This is a genomic window from Pseudactinotalea terrae, assembly GCF_009733845.1.
Classification (GTDB): domain Bacteria; phylum Actinomycetota; class Actinomycetes; order Actinomycetales; family Beutenbergiaceae; genus Pseudactinotalea; species Pseudactinotalea terrae.
This window is the reverse complement of the sequence record NZ_WNXZ01000005.1, coordinates 43,951-68,409: the sequence shown is the minus strand read 5'-3', so window position 1 is coordinate 68,409 and position 24,459 is coordinate 43,951. Positions and strand designations below refer to the sequence as shown.

Below are 24,459 nucleotides of genomic sequence, written 5' to 3'. Positions count from 1 at the left end.
TCAGCGCTCGCTACCAGGGCTACCTGACTTCCCCCCCCGGGTTTCCTGATGGAGCTGCCGACCTGCCTGCTCCTTGACCAGCTGTGTGTGACGCCACGATCCCGTTCTCCGTTCTCAAGGTGCTGGCGCCGCTGAGTGCAGCGCTCAGTATGCAGATGGCCGGCTGCCACCGATTCGTTACCCTGGCCCAGCATGTGAGACTGTGTAGCTCACATGCTAAGAGCGTTGCCGTCTCTGGCGGCGGTTCCGCGTGCTCGCGGAGGAGCCGCAACGACGCGCACTGACTCGATCAGATGTGTCGAGACGCGGGCTGCGAGTTGCCGCTGATGGCTCAGGAGGCGTCAGGGCAGCACGCGACATCGTCGCTGGGCATCGATTGGTGCCCCCGCCCGGCGAGCGTGCGCTTGGCGCGATGGCACGGCTGAGCTCGAGCGATACCTTGGTGAGCTCACGAGCGGGCGCGCTGCCCGTGTCGTGGCGCTGGTCTTGCTTCTAGCCCGACTACGTCTACAACCGGCCCGAGGGAGACCGTCCGTGTGAAGGAGCGGTCACCTGGCGTGGGCGGATCCAACCGTTCGATCCAACGGTTGCATCGACCGGTTGAACCCCGTGGTCGGGTGGGCGCTGAGTGACCAGCCGGCCGACTGGTGGACGCTGAGTGACCAGTGCGGGCACGTCGGGGCGTGGCGCACGCTCGCCGACATGAGACCGGGTGAGTGCCGACCGGGTCAGGCTCGAGGTGGTGTCGACGCGCGGACCACGACTTCGCCGTCGACGTCGACCACGGTCGCCTCGGGACCCGGCCCGGCCAGCGCGAGCTCGATCGCCTTGGCGCCGAGCTCGTCGAGGGGGAGTCGCACCGTGGTGAGTCCGGGGCTGACGTCGCGCAGCGTGACGATGTCGTCGAATCCGGCGACGGCGAGGTCCACGCCGACCTCGCGGCCGGCGTCGCGAGCCGCGGCCATCGCACCGACCGCCATCACGTCGTTGACGGCGAAGACCAGGTCGACGTCGGTGTCGCGTCCCAGCAGCTCGCGCATGCCCTCGTAACCGCCGTCGCGGGTGAAGGCGCAGTCGACGATGTGGGCGTCAGGCACCGGGGTGCCGAGGTCGGCGAGGGTCTGGACGAAACCCTCGCGGCGGTCGCGTGCCGTGATGTGACCCTCGGGCCCGGCGAGCACGGCGGCTCGCCGGTAGCCGAGCCCGTGCATGCTGCGAGCGAGCGCGGCTGCGCCACTCCTGTTGTTGATCGCGATCGTGCTGAAGCCTTCGAGGGCCTGCCCGATGAGCGCGACCGAGCCGCCGGACGCGACGTAGCCAGCAAGCGACTCGGTGAGGGCCGCGGTGCCCTCGGGGTCGTCGTACCGGCCACCGGCGATGAGGATCGCACGGGCACGCTGGCTCTGCAGGATCTCGACGAACTGCTGCTCGCGGCCGCGCTGGTGCTGGGTGGTGGCGAGCGTGACCACGAGCCCGAGCTCGTCGGCGGCGGCGGTCACGCCTGCCGCGATGGACGAGAAGTACGGGTCGGCGATGTCGTGGACGATCAGGCCGATGGTGCTGGTGCGGCCCCGCGCCATCGCCTGTGCGTTGGCATCGGGGGAGTAGTGCAGCCTGGCGGCCGCGGCCAGCACCCGCTCGCGCAGCTCGGGGCGCACGGTCCGGTTCGCGGATCCGTTGATCGCCCGGGAGGCGGTGGCGAGCGACACGCCTGCCTCGCGAGCGACATCGCTGAGGGTCACCGGGCCGGCCATGCGCCTAAGGGTAAGCGGTTCCCGCACCCTTGGCGGTGTCCACCACCGCATGATCCGCACAGGCTTGACGCCAGACCCCTCGCCAGATATGTTGGACAAGACAACAAACCGACCTCTCCCGCCCGGTGATCGAGGTAATTCGAGGCCGCCGCATGGTCTCCGAACACCTCGAACCGGGTGGGGCCACCGCTGTTGAGCAATGGAGCGCCCTCATGGTCCGCAAGCCCACCCCTGACGACAAGTTCTCCTTCGGTCTGTGGACCGTGGGCTGGCTCGCGAACGACCAGTTCGGTTCCGCCACCCGGCCCGCCCTCGACCCGCGCGAGTACGCCACCAAGCTGGCCGAGCTCGGCGCCTGGGCCGTGACCTTCCACGACGACGACGTGGTGCCCTTCGGGACCGATGACGCCACCCGCGAGAAGATCTGGACCGACTTCAAGGCCGCGACCGACGCCGCGGGCCTGGAGATCGAGATGGTGACCACCAACCTCTTCAGCCACCCGGTGTTCAAGGACGGCGGCTTCACCTCCAACGACCGCGGCGTGCGACGGTTCGCGCTGCGCAAGGTGCTGCGCAACATCGACCTCGCCGCCGAGCTCGGGGCGAGCACGTTCGTGATGTGGGGCGGCCGCGAGGGGTCGGAGTACGACGGCGTGAAGGACACCTACGCCGCGCTCGACCGCTACGCCGAGGGCGTCGACACCGCCGCCGCCTACATCAAGGACAAGGGCTACGACCTGCGCATCGCGCTCGAGCCCAAGCCGAACGAGCCTCGCGGCGACATCCTGCTGCCCACCATCGGTCACGCGCTCGGCTTCATCGCCAAGCTCGAGAACGGCGACATCGTCGGCCTCAACCCCGAGGTGGGCCACGAGCAGATGGCGGGCCTGAACTTCACCACCGGCATCGGCCAGGCCCTGTGGAGCGACAAGCTGTTCCACATCGACCTCAACGGTCAGCGCTCGATCAAGTTCGACCAGGACCTCGCGTTCGGTCACGGCGACCTGCTCTCGGCGTTCTTCACGGTCGACCTCATCGAGAACGGCTTCCCGGGCGGCGGCCCCCGCTACGACGGCCCGCGTCACTTCGACTACAAGCCCTCCCGCACCGAGGGCATCGAGGGTGTCTGGGAGTCCGCCGCCGCGAACATGCAGACCTACCTGCTGCTCGCCGAGAAGGCCAAGGCCTACCGGGCGGACCCGCGCGTGCAGGAGGCGTTCGCCGCCAGCGGCGTCCTCGAGCTCTCGCAGCCGACCCTCTCCGCGGGCGAGTCTGTCGCCGACCTCTTGGCCGACCGCAGCGCCCACGAGGACTTCGACGCCGACGCGGCCGGTGAGCGCGAGTACCACTTCGTGCAGCTCAACCAGCTCGCGATCGACCACCTGATCGGCTAGACAAGCACCATGCCTCTGGTCGCCGGCGTCGACACCTCGACGCAGTCATGCAAGGTCGTCATCCGTGATGCGGACACCGGGGCGCTGCGGCGCTTCGGGGCCGCCTCGCACCCCGACGCCACCGAGGTCGACCCGGAAGCCTGGTGGACCGCGTTCCAGCAGGCCAGCACCGCCGCGGGAGGGCTCGACGACGTCGCAGCCCTCTCGGTCGGCGGCCAGCAGCACGGCATGGTGGCGCTCGACAGCGACGGCGCCGTGGTCCGTGACGCGCTGCTGTGGAACGACACCCGATCGGCGAAGGCCGCGCGCGACCTGATCACCGAGCTCGGCGACGGCCGGCCCGGGTCGGGCGAGAAGGCGTGGGCCGATGCGGTCGGCATCGTGCCGGTCGCCTCGTTCACGATCACGAAGCTGCGCTGGCTCGCCGAGAACGAGCCGGCCAACGCCGAACGGGTCGAGGCGGTCGCGCTGCCCCACGACTGGCTGACCTGGCGGATCGCCGGCGACGGGCCCGGCACCGAGGGGCTCTCACGCCTGATCACCGACCGGTCCGATGCCTCCGGCACCGGCTACTTCGACGGCGTGAGCAACAGCTACCGCTTCGACCTCCTCGAGCGCGGGTTCGGTCGCAGGATCGGGCTGCCCGCGGTCATCGGACCGGGTCAGCAGGCGCGGTCCGGGCTGAACGACCTCGTGATCGGACCCGGTACGGGCGACAACGCCGGCGCCGCGCTCGGGCTCGGTGCCCGCCCCGGCGACGTGATGGTCTCGATCGGGACCTCCGGCGTCGTCACGGCGGTCTCCGACACCCCCACACGGGACGTCAGCGGCCTCGTGGCCGGGTTCTCCGACGCCACGGGCCGCTACCTCCCGCTCCTCGCCACGATCAACGGCTCGCGCACGTTCGACGCGATCGGTCGGCTCCTCGGCGTCGGGCACAAGGAGTTCGCCGAGCTCGCGCTGTCGGCGCCCCCGGGCGCCGAGGGGCTCGTGCTGGTGCCCTACCTCGAAGGTGAGCGCACCCCCAACCTGCCTGACTCCACGGGCTCGCTCCACGGTGTCCGGCTCGCCAACACGACGCCGGCCAACCTGGCGCGCGCCGCCGTCGAGGGTGTCCTGTGCTCGCTCGCGTTCGCGATGGACGCCCTCGTGGCGCAGGACGTCGCGGTCGAGCGGATCATCCTCATCGGAGGCGCCGCGCAGTCGGAAGCGGTGCGGCGGATCGCGCCGAGCGTGCTCGGCAAGCCGGTCGTGGTCCCCAAGCCGGGCGAGTACGTGGCCGACGGAGCCGCACGCCAGGCCGCGTGGGTGCTCTCCGGCGAGGACGAGGCGCCCACCTGGGAGCTCGACGCCGGCCAGACCTACGAGCTCGAGGCCCCCGCCGTCGGGCTCCGCGAGCGGTACGCGGAGGCGTCCCAGCTGTTCCTGACCCGCTGACCGCTGGCCCGCCGCGCTCGAGTCGCGCATCTCGACCGACCTCCGCCAGGATGGTGGCTGTGACCCGATCTGTGCTGCGCTACGACCGCCCTGCTGCTGAATGGACCGAGGCGTTGCCGGTCGGCAACGGGCGGCTGGGGGCGATGGTCTACGGCGGGACTCGCACCGAGCGCCTGCAGCTGAATGAGGACACTCTGTGGTCGGGCGGTCCGTACGACCCGATCAACCCCGAGGCCGCCGAGGCGCTGCCCCGGGTGCGGGAACTGCTGACACAGGGGCGCTTCGTCGAGGCCGACGAGCTGACCGACCGCTCGGTGATGGCGCGGCCGATCAAGCAGGCGGCGTACTCGACCGCCGGCGAGCTCGTGATCGCCTTCGAGGGCGTGCCCGACGGCGCATCGGTGCGCCGGTCTCTCGACCTCGCCACGGCGCTCGCGAGCTCGGAGATCCTGCTCGACGGCGTCACGCACCGGCGTCGCGTGGTCGCCTCTCCCGAGCATCAGGTGATCGCGGTGCACCTGGCCGCGTCGGAGCCCGGGGCGGTGTCCGCCCGGCTCGCCTTCGCGTGCCCGCTGCAGGATGCGCGGGCGGTCGCCGAGGCGGACGAGCTGGTGCTGGCCGGCCGCAACGACCCGCACGAGGACACCCCCGGCGCGCTGACGTTCACGGCGCGGGTGCGGGCGGTCACGGTGGGTGGCACGGTCCGCGCCGACGGCGATGCGCTGGTGATCGAGGGCGCCGACGAGGTGACCCTGCTCGTCGCGATCGCCACCTCCTACGCCGGCCCCGACGACCTGAGCGCCGACCCCGGTGAGATCACCAGCGCCCAGTTGCGGGCCGCCGTCGGGCACTCGTTCGACGAGCTCGCGGCGGGCACCGCTGCAGCACACGGGGAGCTGTTCCACCGGCTCACGCTGGATATCGGTGAGGGCCCGGACCTGCCGACCGACGAGCGGCTGCGCCGCAACGAGACCGATGACGACCCTGCGCTCGCTGCGCTGTACCTGGACTATGCGCGGTACCTGCTGATCTGCTCGTCGCGGCCGGGGAGCCAGCCGGCCAACCTGCAGGGGATCTGGAACCCGCACACGGACCCGCCGTGGGGCAGCAAGTACACGGTGAACATCAACACCGAGATGAACTACTGGCCCGCCGAGATCGGGGCGTTGCCCGAGCTCGTGGAGCCGCTGGACCGGCTGGTGCGCGAGCTCGCGGTCGCCGGTGAGCGCACCGCACGCGAGATGTACGGCGCTCGCGGCTGGGTCTGCCACCACAACACCGACCTGTGGCGCGCGACCGCACCGATCGACGGCGCCCGCTGGGGCATGTGGCCGACGGGCGGTGCGTGGCTGAGCCTGCACCTGTGGCAGCGGTACGTGTACGCCCCGGACGCCGAGTACCTCGCCTCGATCTACCCGATCCTGCGGGGCGCGTGCGAGTTCTTCCTCGACGTGCTCGTGGTGGATCCGGAGACGGGCGCCCTGGTCACCTCGCCGTCGCTGTCGCCGGAGAACGAGCACCACCACGGGACGTCGCTGGTGTCAGGCCCGATCATGGACGCGCAGATCCTGCGCGACCTGTTCGCCGCCACGGTGTCGGCGGCCGAGGTGCTGGAGGTCGACGACGAGCTGGCCCACGAGGTCCGTGCGACAGCGGATCGGCTGCCGGCCAACCGCGTCGGGTCCCACGGCCAGCTGCAGGAGTGGCAGCACGACTGGGACGCTCAGGCGCCCGAGCAGGACCACCGCCACGTGTCGCACCTGTACGGGCTGTACCCGAGCCGGCAGATCAGCCCGGACCGCACCCCGGAGCTGGCGGCCGGAGCACGGCAGACCTTGCTCGACCGCGGCGACGAGTCGACCGGCTGGGCCACCGCGTGGCGTATCGCGCTGTGGGCGCGGCTGCGCGACGGCGACCACGCGCACCAGGTGCTCCGCCTCCTGCTCGACACCGAGCGCACCTACCCGAACCTGCTCGACTCCCACCCACCGTTCCAGATCGACGGCAACTTCGGCGGTGCCGCCGCCATCCTCGAAATGCTCGTGCAGGCCGACGGCGAGACGATCCACCTGCTGCCCGCCCTCCCGAGCGCGTGGCCGAGCGGGCGGTTGCGCGGGGTCCGGACCCCCGGACCTTGCACGCTCGACCTCGCGTGGGCGGATGGCCGGCTCACGGAGCTCACCATCACGGGAGAGCGAGCGGGAGACCGCACCATCCGGTACGGCGAGACCGAGGTGCGTGTCACGCTCGAGCCGGGCTCCGCCGTCCAGGTAGCCCTCGCCTGAGATTTCACCGCACATTCGTCACGTTCCCGATTTCAACGCACTTCTGACCACGCTCGAGCGAGTCAGAAGTGCGTTGAAATCGGGTTGGGGTCGGAAGTGCGTTGAAATCAGGGGTGGTGGGTGACCTCGAAGCGGGTGACGTGGCTGTGGCCGGGGTCGGTGCCGTGGTCCGCGCCTTCCGGGGCCGTCGCGAACAGGCCGATCTCCGCACCGATCCAGTGGCCCTCGGTCACCTCGGCGTCGAGGAGCGGCTGCCACTCGCCGCCCTCGGTGCGCCAGTCGTAGTGCACGGTGCCGTCGGCAGGGCTGACCAGGCGGATCTCGACGGCGGCGCTCGCCACCGGCGTGCGGCTCACCTCGGTCTCGTGCTGGCGGTCGTCGCCCAGTGCACCGACGAGCTCCACGCCTGTCGCGGTCCGTTGCAGACCCACCCAGCTGTAGCGGAGCCCCAGCACCGTCACGCCGACGCGGGCGTGCTCGACCGAGCTGCCGAGCGTGAGCTGCACCTGCACCTCCACCGGCCACCCGGGCAGCAGCTGTCCGAGGACCTGCGGCAGGTCGCGAAGGTCGCCCCGGTCGTTGGGGAGGTGAGAGAGCTCCAGCGCGCCGGCGCCGGTGCGGCACCAGTCCGGCTCAGGGTTCGCCTGCCAGTGCCAGGCGGGAGCGAGCGTGTCAGCGGTGAAGCCGTCCGAGACGGGGCTGGGCGGCACCGGCGCGGCGGCGGCCTCGCCGTCGGGCACGGCGCACGTCGGCCGCCGCCAGCGACGCACCGGCTCGCCCACGCCGTCGGCGCCGGGGGTGCCCATGGTCGGCCAGCCGTCCTCGCCCCAGGCCATCGGCTGCAGGTGCGCCACGCGGCCGTAGACGCCGCGGTCCTGGAAGTGCACGAACCAGTCGTCGCCTGCTGCGTCGGTCACCCACGCCCCCTGATGCGGGCCGTTGACGTCGGTGCTGCCCTGCGCGAGCACCACCCGGTCCTCGTACGGCCCCCACACCGACCGGGAGCGGAACACCGACTGCCACCCGGTGGCCACCCCGCCCGCGGGCGCGAAGATCCAGTACCAGCCCGCCCGTCGGTAGAGCTTCGGCCCCTCGAGCGTGGTGTAGCCCGGCAGGTCGTCCGCGTCGATCACCACGCGTCCGGGACCGAGCGGCCGGGTGAGCCCCGGGTCGACCTCGATCACGGTGAGCCGGTTCTTGATCCCGGCGCGGCTGTTCGCCCAGCCGTGCACGAGGTACGCGCGCCCGTCGTCGTCCCACAGCGGGCACGGATCGATCAGCCCCAGCCCCGGCAGCAGTAGGTGCGGTTCCGACCACGGCCCCTCCGGCCGGTCCGCCCACACCGTGTAGATGCCGTGGTCCGGGTCCGGGTAGACGATGACCAGCCGGCCCTCGTGCTCGCGGATCGACGGCGCCCACACGCCCCCGCCGCGGCGCGGCAGCCGGAAGTGCTCGGCCGGCACGTTCGCGGGCAGCGCGTTGCCGGCGTGGCTCCAACGCACCAGGTCCGGCGATGTCAGCACCGGCAGCCCCGGCGCCCGGTTGAAGCTCGAGGCGACCAGCACGAACGTCTCACCGAAGCGGACCACGTCAGGGTCCGGCCAGTCGGCGTCGAGGATCGGGTTGGTGTACTCAGGCACGCGTGATCTCCTGGAGGTCGTCGGGGGTCAAGGGTTCGTCGAGCACGACGGCGTCGAGCCCGATCTCGAGCGTCTCGCCCTGGGCGATCCGCACCGGGGCGTCCCAGGCGATCGCCGGGCACACGGCGAGGTAGTCGTCGGTGCGCACGTGCCAGGGCACGAGCACCGGACCGTGCTGGCGCAGCACCACGGTCCACGGCCGGGCGTCGTCAGCGTGAATCAGCGCCATCCACGGCGAGCGGCTCCCGTGAGCCGATCCTTCGCCGTCGGCAGTCACGATCCGGACCTTCTCCACCATCGGCAACCGCCAGAAGATGCCGCCGTAGCGCGCATCGGGCCGACCCGTCTCCGCAGGGCTCGTGATGAGCACGTCATGGTCGTCGGCCGTGAGCGCACTGCGCCAGAAGAGCTCCCAGCCGGTCCGGTCCTCGCGGATCGACGAGCTCAGGTGCCGGCGCTCGCTCAGCTGGTGCGCACCGTCTGGCCCGTGCCAGATGAGGCGCTCGTCCATCTGCTCGCCCGAGGTGACGAGCTCGACCGACATCTGCGTGCCATGGTTCGCGAGCAGCGTGGGCCCGCGGTCCTCGAGGTAGGTGCGGCCACCCCAGTAGGAGACGCCGTCGACATCCGGGAGCGCCACCGAGATGCCGTGCTGGTGCCGGTGCACCGCTGCGCCGGCGTCGGTGAGCACCGCACCTGAGAGCGTGAACAGCGGGTGCAGGTAGGGCCGCGGGGAGTACACGTCAGGCATCACCGGCCGGCGCTCGTAGCGCGCGAGCAGCGCGCCGGCGACGTTGAGGTCGACGGCGACATCGTCATCGTCCCGGTGCCAGGCCAGAGCGGGGTTCACCACCTGGGTGAACGACGGCGGCATGTGCTCGCGCGGGACCGGTCCCGTGCTCCCTCGCTCGACCAGGCGCGGCGGGAAGCGCAGCACCGAGCCGCGCTCGTCACCGCCGAGCAGCCGCTCGACCTCCTCCCAGGCGTGCCGGCCGAGCTCCTCCTTCGGCACCGACACGGTGGTCAGCGCCGGCGTGGAGTAGCGAGTGAACGGGATGTCGTCGTAGCCGGCGACCGAGATGTCCCCCGGGACCGCCACGCCCGCCTCGTTGAGCTTGCCGAGGAGGCCGAAGGCGACGACGTCGTTGTAGGCGAGCACCGCCGTCGCGCCCGACTCCAGCACGGGGCCCAGGGCCGCGTCGCCATCCTCGATCGAGCCGCCGCAGGGGAGCACGGTGAGCGAGATGTCGTCGTGCTCGCGCGCGAGCGTGCGCAGCGCCTGCACCCGGTCGTTGTTGGGCAGGCTGCTCGAGGGGCCGGAGAGATAGACGAAGGATCGATGCCCTTGGCGCATCAGCCTGTGCATGAGGATCCGCACGCCCTCGGCGTAGTCGACCACCAGGGACGGCACACCACCGGCCTCGGCCTCCCGGTTGATCAGCACGACCGGCTCGGTCGCGGACAGCACTCGACGCAGGTCGCGGGGCGACATCCGCGGCGAGCAGAGGATCAGGGCGTCGCAGCGGCGGCGTGCCTCGATCGCGAGGTCGGCCTCGGCGCCGGGGTCCTCGACGCTGTCGGTCACCAGCAGCCGGTAGCCGGCGGCGGCCGCCGCGCGGTTCGCCCCGCGCAGCACCTGCTGGAACATCGGGTTCGACAGGTCGGGCATGAGGAGCGCGACGGTGTGCGTGCGGCCGAGGGAGAGGCTGCGCGCAGCGTTGCTCGGCACGTAGTCGAGCCGGGCGGCGGCCGCGAGCACCCGCTCGAGGGTCTCGGGCTTGACCGCGGGGTGGGCGTTCATGGCTCGCGAGACCGTCGCCACCGACACACCCGCGAGCTTGGCGACGTCGCCGATCGTGGCATGGCGTGGACTGCTCATCACTTCCTCCTTGCGGCGGCACGACGTCGAGATCCGTGACCGAACAGGCTGCATCGATGCAAGCGGTTACAGTCTTCCATATCCCATGGAACGTGCGATATTCCCCGCCCGCAGTGGGACCGATTACGCTGGTCCGCGTGACTATCGCCCGCGTCGGCGACGACGCCGATCTCCTCCCCAGCCTGACCCTCGCGATCGCCGACCCCGCCGTGCACGAGATCGTGCTCGCCCCAGGCCGATATGTCGAGCATGTCGCGATACCGGCGCGGCGGCAACCGCTGACCATCCGGTCTGAGAGCGGACGCGCCGAGGATGTGGTCCTCACGTTCGGGCTCTCGCAGGGCGACCGCGACCGCACGGGCATGGAGATCGTCCAGGACTGCGCCACGCTGACGGTGGACGCCGACGAGGTGACGATCCGTGGCATCACGATCGAGAACAGCTTCGACAAGCGGCTGCAGCCCAAGAGGGCGAACCAGCAGGCGCTCGCGCTGCGCACGCGCGGTGACCGCATCCTCGTGGAGGACTGCGTGCTGCGGGCGCGCCAGGACACCGCCCTGCTGGACACCCCGAGCTACGCGGCGGTGAGCCGTGTACATCTGCGGCGCTGCCTCGTGGAGGGCGATGTCGACTTCGTCTACGGCCGTGCGACGGCGGTCCTCGAGCAGTGCGCCATCCGCAGCATCGGACCCGGCTACATCACGGCGCCCTCCACCGCGCGCGAGAACCCGCGCGGGTTCTTGTTCCTCGGCTGCGAGATCGTCGCCGACGCCGATGTGCCGGCTGGGTCCGTGCGGCTCGGTCGCCCGTGGCACCCGGGCCGCAAGCCTGACGCGATCGGGCAGGCGTGGTTCGTGGGGTGCGAGCTCGGCGAGCACATCGCCGCGGACGCCTGGTCCGAGATGGGTGGTTTCGCCTGGCAGGACGCGCGGTTCGCTGAGCAGGGCAGCCGCGGGCCGGGAGCCTTGGTCGGCGCCGATCGGCCACAGACCGCCGAGACGCCGACCGCCGCGCAGTGGCTGCTCGGGTGGGAGGGCTGGCCCGCGCGCGAGGGTGAGATCCACGTGGTCGGCGACTCCACGGCCTCGACGTACGAGGCGAGCAGCGCGCCGCGCGAGGGCTGGGGCCAACGGCTCGCCGACGCTGCCGGGCGAGTCGTGCACAACCACGCGGTCTCCGGCAGGAGCTCGCGCAGCTTCATCGATGAGGGTCTGCTCGACGCCGTGCTCGAGACCCTGCAGCCGCATGACCTGCTGCTCGTGCAGTTCGGGCACAACGACAGCAAGGGGGACGAGCGCCACACCGACGTGTTCCGTGACTACGCTCCGATGCTGCGGCGGTACCTCGTCGGTGCGAGGGCGCGCGGAGCGGCACCGGTGCTGCTGACCTCGGTGGAGCGGCGGCGGTTCGACGAGGCGGGTCGGGCGCGGTCGACCCACGGTGGCTATCCGCAGCGTGTGCGTGACCTGGCTGCCGAAGAGGGTGTGCCGCTCATCGACCTCACCCAGCTCACCCGCAGGCTCTGGCAGCAGCAAGGTGCCGAGGGCAGCAAGGAGTCGTTCCTGTGGCTTCAGCCCGGTGCGCATGCGGCCTTCCCTGACGGCGAGCAGGACGACACGCACCTGTCGGCCTCAGGGGCGATCGCGGTGGCAGGCATGGTCGCTGACGGACTGCGCGCGGCGGGACTCCTCCCGCCTCGCGCCTGATCCATCACTTCATCCCGGTGGTGGCGATCCCGTTGATCAGGTAGCGCTGACCGATGAAGAAGAACCCGACCACCGGGAGCAACGACACGATCGACATCGCGAACATCGGGCCCCACTGGCTCGCGCCCTGAGCCGACATGAACTGGCGAAGCGCCAGCGGCACGGGGAACAGCATCTGGTCCGTGAGGTAGAGCAGCGGTCCGAAGAAGTCGTTCCACGATGCGATGAAGGTGAAGATCGCCACCGTGGCCAGGGCCGGCGTGGTCAACGGCAGGATCACGCTCCAGTAGGTGCGGATGGGACCGCAGCCGTCGATGCGCGCCGCATCCTGGAGCTCCATGGGCAACCCGCGCATGAACTGCACCAGCAGGAACACGAAGAAGGCGTTCGTCGCCAGGAACGCGGGCACGGTCAGCGGCAGATAGGTGTTGATCCAGCCCAGCTTCGAGAACACGATGTACTGCGGGATCAGGATCACGTGCGAGGGCAGCAGCATCGTGGCGAGGGTCATCGCGAACATGATCTTGCGGCCGGGGAACCGCAGTCGCGCGAAGCAGTACGCCGTGATCGAGCAGCTGATGATGTTGCCGAGGATGTTGAGAACAGCCAGCACCATCGAGTTGTACAGATACGTCTCGAACGGGAACTCGAGCGCCGACCAGCCCTCAGCGTAGTTGCCGAGGTCCCACTGGGTGGGGATCAGGCTGGTGTCGTTGAAGACATCGGCGCTCGGCTTGAAGGATGCCGACACCATCCAGATCAGCGGGTAGAGCATCACCAGGCCCAGACCGATCAGCACGACGTGCCGAAGGAAGCGGGAGCCGGGGGTCCCGGTGATCTCCTCGCGGTAGGTCTCGCGGGTGCGGAGTCGCGACACCAGCCTCTGTGCGGACGTGCGGGTGGCCACCCGTGCGGCTGTGAGATCAGTCATCGTAGAAGACCCAGTACTTGGAGACGAGGAAGTTGACGGCGGTGAAGATCGCGATGACCACGAACATGATCCACGCCAACGCGGAGGCGTAGCCCATGTCGAACCGCTGGAACCCCTGCTGATAGAGGTAGAGGTTGAAGAACAGGGTCGAGTCCGCGGGGCCGCCGGTGCCGCCGCTGAACACGTAGGCCTGCGTGAAGGTCTGCAGGCTCCCGATCAGGCCCAGCACCAGATTGAAGAACAGCACCGGCGACAGCAGCGGCATCGTGATCGAGAAGAACTGTCGCGCCGGGGTGGCGCCGTCCACGCTCGCCGCCTCGTAGTACATCCGCGGGATCTGACGCAGGCCGGCCAGGAAGATCACCATCGAGGCTCCGAATCCCCAGACGCTCAGCGTGACCAGGGTCATGAGCGCCCAGTCGGGGTCTGTGGTCCAGCCGGGGCCGTCGATCCCGAAGAACGCGAGGAACCGGTTGACGACGCCGGCGTGCCCGAAGATCGAGCGCCACAGCATCACGATCGCGACGCTCGCGCCGATCAGCGAGGGCAGGTAGAAGGCGGATCGGTAGAACGGCAGCCCGCGCACGCCGCGGTTGAGCAGCAGGGCGATCCCGAGCGCCACCGCGAGCGAGATCGGCACCGCCACGAAGGTGTAGACCAGCGTGACCTTGGCTGCCGTGGCGGCCTTCGGGTCGTTCGCGAAGTGCGCGAAGTTCTCGAGGCCGACCCAGGCGGGGGAGGTCAGCAGGTCGTAGTCGGTGAACGCGAGGTACAGCGACACCCCGAACGGGATCAACGTGAACAGCATGCCGATGGCCCAGGGGATGAGCAGCACGTACGCCACCCGGTCGCCGGCGTCGGCGCCCTTGCGACGGCGTGGGCTGCTCACCCCCCGCTCCGCCGTGGTCGACGACATCAGCCGGCAGCCTCGAGAGCCGCGGCTGCCTGGGACATGAACTCCTCACCGGCCTGCTGCGGGGTCATGCGCTGGTACTCGACCTCGGTGGCGAGCGTCACCAGGATGTTCTGGACCTCGCCGGTCCCCGCCGGCTCCATGTCATAGGCCGGGAGATCCTCGGACTGGACACCGAGCGTGAAGTCGACGAACGCCTGCTCGTTCTCCGAGACCTCGGCGGCGACCACCTCGGCGACCTCGGCATTGGCCGGCACTCCCAGGAAGATCGACCGGGCGCCGTAGGACTCCGGGTCGTTCGTGAGGAAGTCGATCAGCTGCGCAGCCTCCTGGGGGTGCTCCGACTCGGCCGCCTGGCACCAGAGCAGGGTGGGCGTCACGGTGTAGCCGCGGCGCGCGCCGTCCACCTCTCCCGGTACCCGCATCAGCTGGAGCCGGCCGTCGAGGGCGGAGTTGAGGTCGGAGAACTGGTTGGCCGGGATGATCTGGGAGGCGATGACCCCGCGTCCGAGCAGCGACTGCTCGAGCGAGGCCGCCGAGTCGTCCTCGAGCACACCCTGGGCGGCGAACCCGCCGTCTGCGCGCATGTCCTCGATCAGCTGGAAGTACTCCCCGATGGTGGCGGCATCGGTACCGACGGTGCCGTCGCTGGTGAAGAGGTCCTGCCCGTGCTGCCGGGCCCACTGCGTGATCGTGGGCAGCCATGGCACGTAGAAGCCGGTGCCGTAGGTCTGGCCGTCGCTCGCCTCGTAGATCGCGGCGTTGAAAGCGGCGAAGTCCGCCCACGTCCACGTGGTGTCGTCGGGCATCTCGAGCCCCAGGCCCGTGACCAGCTCACGGTCGTAGACGTAAGCGATCGTGGTGGAGCCGGTCGGGACGCCGTAGAGCTTGCCCTGGTAGGTGGCCTGCTCGAGGAGCCCGGCATCGACCGCGTCGAGGTCGATGACGTCGGAGAACTGGTCGAGCTCGGCCAGCACGCCACGGGTGGCGTACTCACCGATCCAGCGACCCACCTGAAACATGACGTCCGGCGGGTCACCGGCGGCGAAGAGGGTGTTCAGCTTGTCCTGGTAGCCACCGACGTCGAGGAACTCGAGCTTGACCCCGATCCCGGTCTTGTCGGTGAACACCGCGAGGTCCTCCTCGTAGCGCTCGGCCTCGGCCGCGCTGGCCCACACCATCAGGCGCAGCTCGACGTCGCTGGTGGCGGCGCCACCGCCCGCTTGGTCACCGGCCGTGCCATCGGTGCCGGGCCGGCATCCGGCGACTGCCGCGACCGCCGCCCCCGAGCCGACCAGCGTGATGAACCCGCGTCGGGTCACATATGTCGTCATTGACTTCTCCTCGCAGAGCCTGGATTCGTGGAACCGCTTACATTGCGGCTGCGAAGCGATGGTAGAACAATATTCCTGGTTACGGAAGCGGTTACATGGTGAGGCCGCGGAGGCCGGTGCTGTCCCGCCGCGTCCGCGGGCGAGGTGGTGCGTGCAGCGCGGCGTTAGGGCTGCCCATGAGGACGAGCGACATGCCCGGTCCGCCAGAGCCCCGAGGCGTGACCTGGTTGCCGTTTCGGCGCTGGGGTCACGCGGTGGCGTCCCCATGGACGATGACGTCGACGCCGGGACGCGTCGGAGTGGTCGGGCCCGATCCGCGCCATGGACGCCGCCGCCGTGCGGGGCGGGGCTCCTGGCAGGCTGTGACCCATGACGGAGCCCACCGCCCCCGTGCTCGCCGACCTCGGCTCGATCTCCGGCCTGCTGCCACTGCTGCGCTCGGCCGGGCCGGTGCTCGCGCAGGGTGATGACGGCCCCGCCGTGCGGGCGCGGCTCCGGGAGCAGCTCAACCCGCCGCCGTGGTCACCGGTCACCGCCGCGCGTGGGCGGACGTGGCAGGCGGAGGGGGTCGACGGCGTCGAGCTCACCTGGGACGTGGGGTTCGGGGCGCCCACCCAGGCGTGGCTGCTGCGACCCGCCGGTGTGACCGCGGCGCTGCCCGGCGTCGTCGCGCTGCACTGCCACGGCGGCATGAAGTACTACGGCAAGGAGAAGATCGCCGACGGGCCGGACGGTCCCCTTCCCGCCGTGCAGGTCTTCCGGGAGGAGTGCTACGACGGCCGAGCGTTCGCGAACGACCTCGCCCGCCGCGGCTACGCCGTGCTGGTCCACGACGTCTTCGGCTGGGGCTCGCGCCGCGCGCCCGTGCGGGACATGCCCAGCCGGAGCGAGAGCGTCGCCGCGCTCCAGCTCGCCGAGGCCGAGCGTGCCGGGCGGACGCTGTCGGACAGCGAGGCCTACGACACCCACGCAGGTGCGCACGAGGACGCCATGGCCAAGACCCTGGGCGTGCTGGGCACCTCCTGGGGCGGCGTCGTCGGGCGAGAGGACCTCATCGCCGTCGATCTCCTCAACAGGCTCGAGGGCGTGGCGCCGGGAGGTGTCGCCGTCATCGGGATGTCCGGGGGAGGGGCGCGGTCCGCCACTGTGACCGCGCTCGCGGAGCCCGGTCAGATCCGCGCCACCGTGGTCGCCTCGATGATGTCGAGCTACGAGCACCTCCTCGACGGCCACCTGCACAAGCACACCTGGATGATCAACAACCCGGGGCTGGGGCGCGTGGCCGACTGGCCCGACGTGGCGGCGTCAGCGCGCCCGCAGCCGCTGTTCGTGGGATACGGGCTGCGGGACGCGCTCTTCCCCGAGGCGGGCATGCGGGCCGCGCACGAGCAGATCGGCCGTCTCTACGCCGCGGCGGGCGCGCCCGACGCCTACCGTGGGGTGCTGGTGGACCTGCCGCACTCGCTCGCCGGCGAGATGCGCGACGAGGCGTTCGCCTGGCTCGATGCGGTGATGCGCGCGTGAGCGATCGCCGCGTCGAGGTCGACGGCGACCTCGTGCGGCGTCCGGCCTACCCGTGGACGCCGACGGTGCACGCGCTGCTGCGTCACTTGCGTGGGAAGGGCCTCGAGGTACCGGAGCCGCTCTCGTGCGAGCTCGGGGCCAGCGGTGAAGGCGGTGTCGCCGGGGTCGAGGTGGTCCGCCTGGTGGAGGGCGTCGCCGGGAAGGATGCGTGGGGCCTGCAGGCGACCGACCGTGGTCTGAGGTCCGCTGCGACGCTGCTGCGGCGCATCCACGACGCGGCGCGCAGCTTCAACCCGCCGCCGGGGGCCGTCTGGGCCTTCCCTGCGATCGCGGGCGAGTCACTCACGGTGCTGCACGGTGATCCCGGTCCGTGGAACATGGCGTGGCGAGACGGGCTGGCGGTCGGGCTGTTCGACTGGGACCTCGCCCGCCCCGGCCCTGCGCTCGACGACGTCGCCTACGCGCTCGACTACCTGCTGCCCCTACGCACCGATGAGGACTGCCTGCGCTGGCACGGCTTCACGCAGGTGCCGGACCGCGGGGCACGGCTGCGCGTCTTCCTGGACGGCTACGGCCCCGGCGCGGACCTCGACCTCGCCGAGGTCGCGGCCGCGATCCTGACCCGCAAGCACCGCACCCGTGAGGAGGTCGCCGACCTCGCCGCCCGCGGCATCGAGCCGCAGCGCACCTGGGTCGCCGACGGGTTCCTCGCCGAGGCGGACGACCACCTCGCGTGGGCCGAGAGCAACATCGAGCGGCTGCTGCGCTGATCGTCAGGTGGTCTCGCGGCATCGGCGCGCCTCAGCCGAGCGCGAGCGATACCAGGATCAGCAGCGGCACGGCGAGCACGGTGGTGATCAGCTGTGAGTCGCGGGCGATCGGCTGGCCGGTGCCGTACCTCATGGCGTACACGAGGACGTTCTGCGCAGTCGGCAGGGCTGCCATCGCCACCACGCCGAACAGCACTGCGCCCTCCAGCCCGAGCCAGGTACCCAGCGCCCAGGCGGCCACCGGGTGCACGATGGTCCGCAGCGAGACGGTGAGGGCGAGATCCGGGACCGGGGCGCGGTTGCCCTTCGACTGCGGGCCGGACAGCGTCATGCCGAGCATGATCAGCGCGAGCGGGGCAGCGGCTGCGCCGACGAGATGGAACGGGTTGAGCAGCCAGATCGGCAGCGGCGGCAGCAGTGCCAGCACCACCCCGGCCAGCGCGGCGATGATGATCGGGTTGCGCAGGGAGCGGCCGATCCCGGTGAGCACGGCACGGCCGCCGCGCCCGCTGCCGCGGGACTCCATCACCACGAACGCCGCGGGCGCGAGCACCAGCAGCTGGAACAGCAGGGTAGGCACGATCACGACCGGGTCGCCGAGCATGTAGACGGCCAGCGGCAGCCCGAGGTTGCCGACGTTCAGGTAGGAGGCGGAGAGCGCGCCGATCGTGCTCTCGCCCGCGTTCCGCCGCAGCGCCACCCGCAGCACGACGGCGGCGATGGCCGCGACCGTGGCGGTGGTCACCACCGTGACCAGCGCGGTTCGGGTGAGCAGGAGGTGCAGGTCCGACTCGGCGATCGTCGCGAACAGCAGCGAGGGGGTCGCGACGACGAAGACGAGCTTCGCGATCACGAGCTGGGCTCCATCACCGAGCACCTTCAGGCGGCCGAGGAGCCAGCCGACGACGACGATCGCGGCCATCGTGCCCAAGGACGTGAGGACGGCACCCATCAGCGGTCTGCCCGGGTCCTCACGAGCAGCGACCGTATCGCAGGCCGAGATTCCCCCTGCGCATGTTGGTTTCGGTTGCCTTGCCCCGCATACCAGGCGCGGGCACGAGGTCGTGGATTGAATCGGTAAAATCCAGGAACTAGGGTGGAGGGCGGCGAGACAGCACTGCCGCCGTCGAGAACCACACGAGAGCAGGCCATGGAACGACGACTCCCCAACCTCTCCGTCCTGCGCGAGCAGCTGAACTTCCGCGCTCCGAGCCTCAACTTCGCAGCGACCCGGCTCGAGAAGGCGCAGACGATCTGGGACCTGCGGCGGATCGCGAAGCGCCGCACCCCGAAGGGGCCGTTCGACTACACCGACGGCGCGGCGGAGAACGAGGTGGGGCTCGCCCGCGCCCGGAAGGCGTTCGAGGACGTCGAGTTCCACCCCAGCATCCTCAAGGACGTCACGAACGTCTCGACGTCCTGGGACGTGCTGGGCAAGCCCGCCGCCTTCCCGGTGGGCATCGCACCCACCGGCTTCACACGGCTGATGCATGCCGCGGGCGAGCGGGCGGGCGCCACGGCCGCGCAGAAGTTCGACGTGCCGTTCGTCCTCTCGACACTGGGCACGACCTCGATCGAGGAGGTCCGCAAGGCTGCCCCGCGCGGGCGGCTCTGGTTCCAGCTGTACATGATGAAGGAGCGGCAGCGCTCGCTGGATCTGGTGGAACGGGCGAGCGCGGCGGGTTACGACACGCTGCTGATCACGGTGGACACCCCGGTCGCGGGTGCTCGGCACAGGGACAAGCGCAACGGCATGGCGTTCCCGCCACAGCTGACCCCGATGACGATCATCGATGCGTTGCCGCGCCCGGAGTGGTGGATCAACTACCTCACGACCGAGCCCCTGGAGTTCGCGTCGGTCACCAAGTTCGACGGCTCGGTCGCCGACATCCTGGACACGATGTTCGACCCGAGCATCGACTACGACGCGCTCGCCGAGATCCGTTCCCACTGGGACGGCAAGGTCGTGATCAAGGGCGTGCAGAACGTCGAGGACGCGCGCAAGCTCGCCGATCTGGGCGTCGACGGCATCACGCTGTCGAACCACGGCGGCCGGCAGCTCGACCGCGCCCCGGTGCCGTTCCTGTTGCTGCCTGAGGTCGTCCGTGAGGTCGGCAACGATCTCGAGGTGCACCTCGACACCGGGATCATGTCCGGAGCCGATGTCGTGGCCTCGGTCGCGCTCGGCGCCCGCTTCACGATGGTGGGCCGCGCCTACCTGTACGGACTGATGGCCGGCGGCCAGGCCGGCGTCGACCGGATGCTGCAGATCCTCACGGGCGAGATCAGCCGTGTGATGCGCCTCATCGGCGTGGCGAGCCTCGAGGAGCTCAGCCCGGAGCACGTCACCCAGCTGGTGCGGCTCGCACCGCGTCAGCTGACGTACGCGGATGCGGCGAGCTCCGCCGTCGAGCAGACGAAGGCCGCGCCGGCCAGGTCCGCACGGCAGACACGCAAGCCGGCCCGCGCGAAGTCCTGAGCCACGGCGGCGAGCCGCTGCCGGGCAAGCAGCGAGGACGGACCCGCTGTAGACATGACGGCGCCCCACCGGTCTGAACCGGTGGGGCGCCGTTTGTTCGCGCGACGGGGTGAGGTCAGGCCTCCGTGTCCTCGTCGACCCAGTCGAAGGTCTTCGTGACGGCCTTCTTCCAGTTGCGGTACAGGCGGTCGCGCTCGCCGTCGTCCATGCTGGGCTCCCAGCGCTTGTCCTCGGCCCAGTTGTCGATGACGTCCTGCTCGCCGTTCCAGAAGCCGACGGCGATGCCGGCCGCGTAGGCCGCGCCCAGCGCCGTGGTCTCGGCGACCTGCGGGCGAACCACCGGCACGCCCAGGATGTCGGCCTGGAACTGCATGAGGGTCTCGTTGGCGATCATGCCGCCGTCGACCTTCAGCTCGGTCAGGTCCACACCCGAGTCGGCGTTCATCGCGTCGAGCACCTCGCGGGTCTGGAAGGCCGTGGCCTCCAGGGCGGCCCGCGCGATGTGACCCTTGTTGACGAACCGCGTCAGGCCCACGAGCGCGCCGCGGGCGTCGGAGCGCCAGTACGGGGCGAACAGACCCGAGAACGCCGGCACGAAGTACGCACCACCGTTGTCGTCGACGCTCTTGGCCAGATCCTCGACCTCGGGGGCGGAGGAGATCATGCCCAGGTTGTCGCGGAGCCACTGCACGAGCGAGCCCGTGACGGCGATCGATCCCTCGAGCGCGTACACGGCCGGCTGGTCACCGATCTTGTAGCAGACGGTCGTCAGCAGCCCGTTCTCGCTCGGCACCTGCTCGGTACCGGTGTTGATGAGCATGAAGTTGCCGGTGCCGTAGGTGTTCTTGGCCATGCCGACCTCGAAGCACGCCTGCCCGAACGTGGCTGCCTGCTGGTCGCCGAGGATGCCCGCGATCGGGATGCCGGCGAGGTGACCGTTCTTGCGCCCCTCTCCGTAGACCTCGGAGGAGGACTTGATCTCGGGCAGCATCGACATCGGGATACCCATGTCGGAGGCGATGTCGGCGTCCCAGTCCAGCGTGGTCAGGTCCATCAGCATCGTGCGGCTGGCGTTGGTCACATCGGTGACGTGCACGCCGCCGTTCGTGCCGCCCGTGAGGTTCCACAGCACCCAGGTGTCGGTGTTGCCGAACAGCAGGTCGCCGGCCTCGGCCTTCTCGCGGGCGCCCTCGACGTTGTCGAGGATCCACTTGACCTTGGGCCCGGAGAAGTAGGTCGCGAGCGGCAGGCCGACCTTGGCCTTGTACTTGTCCGCGTCGCCACCGCCGAGCTCGTCGACGATCTTCTGGGTACGGGTGTCCTGCCAGACGATGGCGTTGTAGACGGCCTCGCCGGTGTTCTTGTCCCAGACGACGGCGGTCTCGCGCTGGTTCGTGATACCCACCGCCACCAGGTCGTCCTTGGTGATGTTCGCTCGGGTGAGCGCGAGGGCGACGACCTCACGGGTGTTGCGCCAGATCTCGGCCGGGTCGTGCTCGACCCAGCCGGCCTTCGGGAAGATCTGCTCGTGCTCGAGCTGACCGCTCTCGACGATCTGACCGGAGTGGTTGAAGACGATCGCGCGGGTACTCGTGGTGCCCTGGTCGATCGCGAGGACGTACTTCTCGTCCGACATGACTGGTTCCCTTCACTTCTTCGTGTGGCGCGCCGAGGTGACGGCGCTGTGTTCGGGGCGGTGCTGCAGAGGTGCTGACCCGGTGGGCGCCGCTGAGGTCTCAGGCGGCGCCCACCTGGTGGGTCAGCTGAGCGGGATGAACGAGAGCAGCGGGTCGGCGAGCAGACCCGCCAGCACGCCGCCGATGATCGGGCCGAGGACCGGGACCCAGGAGTAGCCCCAGTCCGAGGAGCCCTTGCCCTTGATCGGCAGGATCGCGTGCGCGATGCGCGGGCCGAGGTCACGTGCCGGGTTGATGGCGTACCCGGTGGGGCCACCGAGGCTGGCGCCGATGCCGACCACCAGCAGTGCGACGGCCAGCGGCCCGAGGCCCGAGGGCGTACCTCCGAAGGCGATGACGACGAAGACGAGCACGAACGTCGCGATGACCTCGGTCACCGTATTCCAGCCGAGCGACCGCTTCGCGGGGCCGGTGGAGAACACCGCGAGCTTGTTCGCTGCGTCGGGCTCGTCGTCGAAGTGCTGCTTGTAGGCCAGCCAGCAGAACACGGCACCGAGGATCGCGCCGATGAACTGACCGATGATGTACATCAGGACGTTGGAGACGGTTGCAGGCACGCCCTGGGCGAGATCGCCCCCGGCCGCCCACAGACCGAAGGTCACCGCAGGGTTGATGTGCGCGCCGGTGTCGACCGCGGCGTAGACGCCGGCGAAGACGCCGAGTCCCCATCCGAAGTTGATCAGCAGCCAGCCGCCGCCGTTGCCCTTGGTGCCGGCGAGAACGACGTTGGCGACGACGCCGCAACCAAGGAGGATCAGCAGGAAGGTACCCACTGCCTCCGGGAGGATAATGTCCATCAGACTCTCTTTCTCGTCATCGAGGGGGTGAAGGTGTGGACGCCCCGATGCGCCACACGGCCAGCATGCCGCTGTGCGGCATCGGGATCACGCAGGCGCGTCGAGTGGACGCATCGGGACGATGTCGGGCGCCTGCGCCCTGGCCAGCGCGCCCTCGGCGTCGCTGGTGGTCTGTGCGGCGGCGGCCTCAGCCTCACGCCGGTCGAGGTAGGACTGCTTCTCACGCTCGACCTGCGGGGAGTCCCAGCCCAGGATGGGGGCCAGGATCTCGCCGATCTCGTCGAGAGCGGCCACCCCGCCGTCGCGCTGCTCGTAGGTGAGCCGGGTGCGGTGCAGCATCACGTCCTCGAGGTGGACCACCTGCTCGTGGCTGGCCGCGAAGGCGATCTCGACGCGCAGGTAGTCGGGCGCGCCTTCGAGCGGCTTCGCCAGATCGGGCTGTGCCTCGATCATGGCGACGAGGTCGCTCAGCTGCCCGCCGTAGCGGTGCAGCAGGTGGTCGGTGATCTGCTTGGTCCAGCCGTAGGTGTCTGCCCAGCCACGCGCCTTGCGACGAGCGGTCGCGAAGCCCACGGCGCCGGCGAGCGGGACGCGATCGGTGATGGATGGGGTCGCGGCGGCCGCTTCGTCAGAGCCGAGCGCGAAGTCGACGGCGTCCTTGGCCATCACGCGGTAGGTGGTCAGCTTGCCGCCGGCGATGACCACGAGCCCCGGGGTGGGGGAGGCGGTCGTGTGCTCGCGTGAGACCTTGGCCGAGGAGGTGCCCTCCTTGGTGCCCGGCTGCAGCAGCGGGCGCAGACCGGCCCAGGTGCCGATCACGTCGTCGCGGGTGAGCGGGTCGCGCAGCACCGCGTTGGCGTGGTCGAGCACGTACTCGATGTCCTCGGCGGTGGCGACGGGGTGCACCGGGTCCTCGGTGTAGGTGGTGTCGGTCGTGCCGATCACCCAGTACCGCGACCACGGGATCACGAAGAGCACGCTCTTCTCGGTCTGAAGGATCAGACCCCGTTCACCACGGATGCGCTCACGGGGCACCACGATGTGGATGCCCTTGGAGGCCAGCACCCGCAGGCCGCCCTCGGTGTCCGCGAGCGCTTCGGTCTTCTCGGTCCACACACCGGTCGCGTTGATCACCGTCTTGGCCTTGATCGTGCGCTGCTCGCCGCTCTCGAGGTCGACGACGACGGCGCCGGTCACCCGGTCGCCGTCCTTCGTCATCTCCACGACCTGGGTCCGGTTCGCGGCGAGCGCCCCGTAGGAGGCGGCGGTGCGGACGAGCGTCACCACGAGGCGGGCGTCGTCGACCTGGGCGTCCCAGTACTGGATGGCGCCGATCGCGGCATCAGGGCGAAGGTCCGGGAACACCTTGCCGAGCTGGGTGTGGGAGAGGTGCTTGTGGAACGGGGTGGCGCGGCGGCGCGAAGACAGCGACGCGAGCGCGTCGTAGAGCCCGACGCCTGAGCCCACGTAGAAGCGCTCCCAGACGCGGTGCTCCAGCGGGTAGAGGAACGGCACGGCGCGCACGAGGTGCGGCGCGAGCTCGGACAGGAGCAGGTCGCGCTCGTTGAGGGCCTCGTGCACCAGGTGGAAGTCGAGCATCTGCAGATAGCGCAAGCCGCCGTGCACCAGCTTGGAGGAGCGCGACGACGTGCCGCTCGCCCAGTCCTGCGCCTCGACGATGCCGGTGCGCAGGCCGCGCGTCGCGGCATCGAGCGCGATACCGGCGCCGGTGACGCCGCCACCGACGACGAGGACGTCGAGCCCTGCGTCGTCGCTCATCGCTGCCAGGGCCTCGGAGCGCTTCTCGGCCGTGAGTGCCGTTGCCGTCACGATGGCACCTCTCCCTTGGGATCGGGTCGCGGGAGGAATCTCCCGGGCGCAGCGTCGACGCCGCACGAGCACAGACTTGCGGGTGGCAG

17 protein-coding genes are annotated in these 24,459 nt (G+C 70.4%); 7 read left to right on the top strand and 10 right to left on the bottom strand.

The genetic code is table 11. The features are described from left to right. Window positions 1-728 precede the first annotated feature (728 nt). Window positions 729-1,754, bottom strand: coding sequence for a LacI family DNA-binding transcriptional regulator (locus GPA03_RS15755; RefSeq protein WP_156252995.1), 1,026 nt, complete (start codon window positions 1,752-1,754; stop codon window positions 729-731). A gap of 212 nt (window positions 1,755-1,966) precedes the next feature. On the opposite strand from GPA03_RS15755, the gene xylA reads away from it, so the two are divergent. From xylA to GPA03_RS15740, 3 genes are read left to right on the top strand one after another with little or no spacing between them, the layout of a single operon-like run. Continuing rightward, window positions 1,967-3,148 carry a xylose isomerase gene (xylA, locus tag GPA03_RS15750; RefSeq protein WP_156252994.1) on the top strand — a complete coding sequence of 394 codons (1,182 nt, stop codon included), beginning with the start codon at window positions 1,967-1,969 and terminating at the stop codon, window positions 3,146-3,148. A gap of 9 nt (window positions 3,149-3,157) precedes the next feature. Further along, entirely contained in the window at window positions 3,158-4,585 is a 1,428-nt protein-coding gene (locus GPA03_RS15745) for a xylulokinase (protein WP_156252993.1), read from the top strand. Between the two features lie 59 nt (window positions 4,586-4,644). Further along, window positions 4,645-6,870: a glycoside hydrolase family 95 protein gene (locus GPA03_RS15740; RefSeq protein ID WP_206673597.1), complete on the top strand. Its 2,226-nt coding sequence runs from the start codon at window positions 4,645-4,647 to the stop codon at window positions 6,868-6,870. 107 nt (window positions 6,871-6,977) lie between these two features. On the opposite strand, the gene GPA03_RS15735 is transcribed toward GPA03_RS15740, so the two are convergent. Both GPA03_RS15735 and GPA03_RS15730 read right to left on the bottom strand, forming a co-directional pair. Further along, window positions 6,978-8,510 (bottom strand): glycoside hydrolase family 43 protein, encoded by a 1,533-nt coding sequence (locus GPA03_RS15735; RefSeq protein ID WP_156252991.1) that lies wholly within the window; start codon window positions 8,508-8,510, stop codon window positions 6,978-6,980. Next, window positions 8,503-10,389 (bottom strand): DUF6807 family protein, encoded by a 1,887-nt coding sequence (locus GPA03_RS15730; RefSeq protein WP_156252990.1) that lies wholly within the window; start codon window positions 10,387-10,389, stop codon window positions 8,503-8,505. Before GPA03_RS15730 ends, GPA03_RS15735 begins: the two co-directional genes overlap by 8 nt. 137 nt (window positions 10,390-10,526) lie before the next feature. Between GPA03_RS15730 and GPA03_RS22680 the strand changes: the two genes are divergently transcribed. Beyond that, window positions 10,527-12,095: a pectinesterase family protein gene (locus GPA03_RS22680; RefSeq protein ID WP_206673596.1), complete on the top strand. Its 1,569-nt coding sequence runs from the start codon at window positions 10,527-10,529 to the stop codon at window positions 12,093-12,095. Between the two features lie 4 nt (window positions 12,096-12,099). Here GPA03_RS22680 and GPA03_RS15720 read toward each other — a convergent pair whose 3' ends face one another. Genes GPA03_RS15720 through GPA03_RS15710 form a run of 3 tightly spaced genes read right to left on the bottom strand, consistent with a single transcriptional unit; the run spans window position 12,100 to window position 15,273 of the window. Next, on the bottom strand, window positions 12,100-13,026 hold the full coding sequence (locus GPA03_RS15720; RefSeq protein ID WP_156252989.1) for a carbohydrate ABC transporter permease: 927 nt from the start codon (window positions 13,024-13,026) through the stop codon (window positions 12,100-12,102). Next, window positions 13,019-13,942: a carbohydrate ABC transporter permease gene (locus GPA03_RS15715; protein WP_156252988.1), complete on the bottom strand. Its 924-nt coding sequence runs from the start codon at window positions 13,940-13,942 to the stop codon at window positions 13,019-13,021. Before GPA03_RS15715 ends, GPA03_RS15720 begins: the two co-directional genes overlap by 8 nt. After that, complete coding sequence (locus tag GPA03_RS15710; RefSeq protein ID WP_162458396.1) at window positions 13,942-15,273, bottom strand: ABC transporter substrate-binding protein; 1,332 nt, start codon at window positions 15,271-15,273, stop codon at window positions 13,942-13,944. Before GPA03_RS15710 ends, GPA03_RS15715 begins: the two co-directional genes overlap by 1 nt. A 369-nt stretch (window positions 15,274-15,642) precedes the next feature. Here GPA03_RS15710 and GPA03_RS15705 point away from each other — a divergent pair, with 369 nt between their 5' ends. Then, a complete protein-coding gene (locus GPA03_RS15705) occupies window positions 15,643-16,797 on the top strand; it encodes an alpha/beta hydrolase family protein (protein WP_156252986.1) in 1,155 nt (384 codons plus the stop codon). Then, window positions 16,794-17,567 (top strand): phosphotransferase, encoded by a 774-nt coding sequence (locus tag GPA03_RS15700; RefSeq protein ID WP_206673595.1) that lies wholly within the window; start codon window positions 16,794-16,796, stop codon window positions 17,565-17,567. The genes GPA03_RS15705 and GPA03_RS15700 overlap by 4 nt, the downstream gene beginning before the upstream one ends. Window positions 17,568-17,598: 31 nt before the next feature. Here the strand turns inward: GPA03_RS15700 and GPA03_RS15695 are convergent, their stop codons facing one another. After that, a complete protein-coding gene (locus tag GPA03_RS15695) occupies window positions 17,599-18,519 on the bottom strand; it encodes an AEC family transporter (RefSeq protein WP_156252985.1) in 921 nt (306 codons plus the stop codon). A 198-nt stretch (window positions 18,520-18,717) separates the two neighbouring features. Between GPA03_RS15695 and GPA03_RS15690 the strand changes: the two genes are divergently transcribed. Next, entirely contained in the window at window positions 18,718-20,046 is a 1,329-nt protein-coding gene (locus GPA03_RS15690; protein ID WP_156252984.1) for an alpha-hydroxy acid oxidase, read from the top strand. A gap of 115 nt (window positions 20,047-20,161) precedes the next feature. Here the strand turns inward: GPA03_RS15690 and glpK are convergent, their stop codons facing one another. From glpK to GPA03_RS15675, 3 genes are all read right to left on the bottom strand, one after another. Next, the gene (glpK, locus tag GPA03_RS15685) at window positions 20,162-21,682 is read right to left on the bottom strand and encodes a glycerol kinase GlpK (RefSeq protein WP_156252983.1); all 1,521 of its coding nucleotides are present in this window, start codon (window positions 21,680-21,682) and stop codon (window positions 20,162-20,164) included. A 123-nt stretch (window positions 21,683-21,805) separates the two neighbouring features. Further along, on the bottom strand, window positions 21,806-22,540 hold the full coding sequence (locus GPA03_RS15680) for an MIP/aquaporin family protein (RefSeq protein WP_156252982.1): 735 nt from the start codon (window positions 22,538-22,540) through the stop codon (window positions 21,806-21,808). An 87-nt stretch (window positions 22,541-22,627) separates the two neighbouring features. After that, complete coding sequence (locus GPA03_RS15675) at window positions 22,628-24,370, bottom strand: glycerol-3-phosphate dehydrogenase/oxidase (protein WP_421958427.1); 1,743 nt, start codon at window positions 24,368-24,370, stop codon at window positions 22,628-22,630. Window positions 24,371-24,459: the final 89 nt, after the last annotated feature.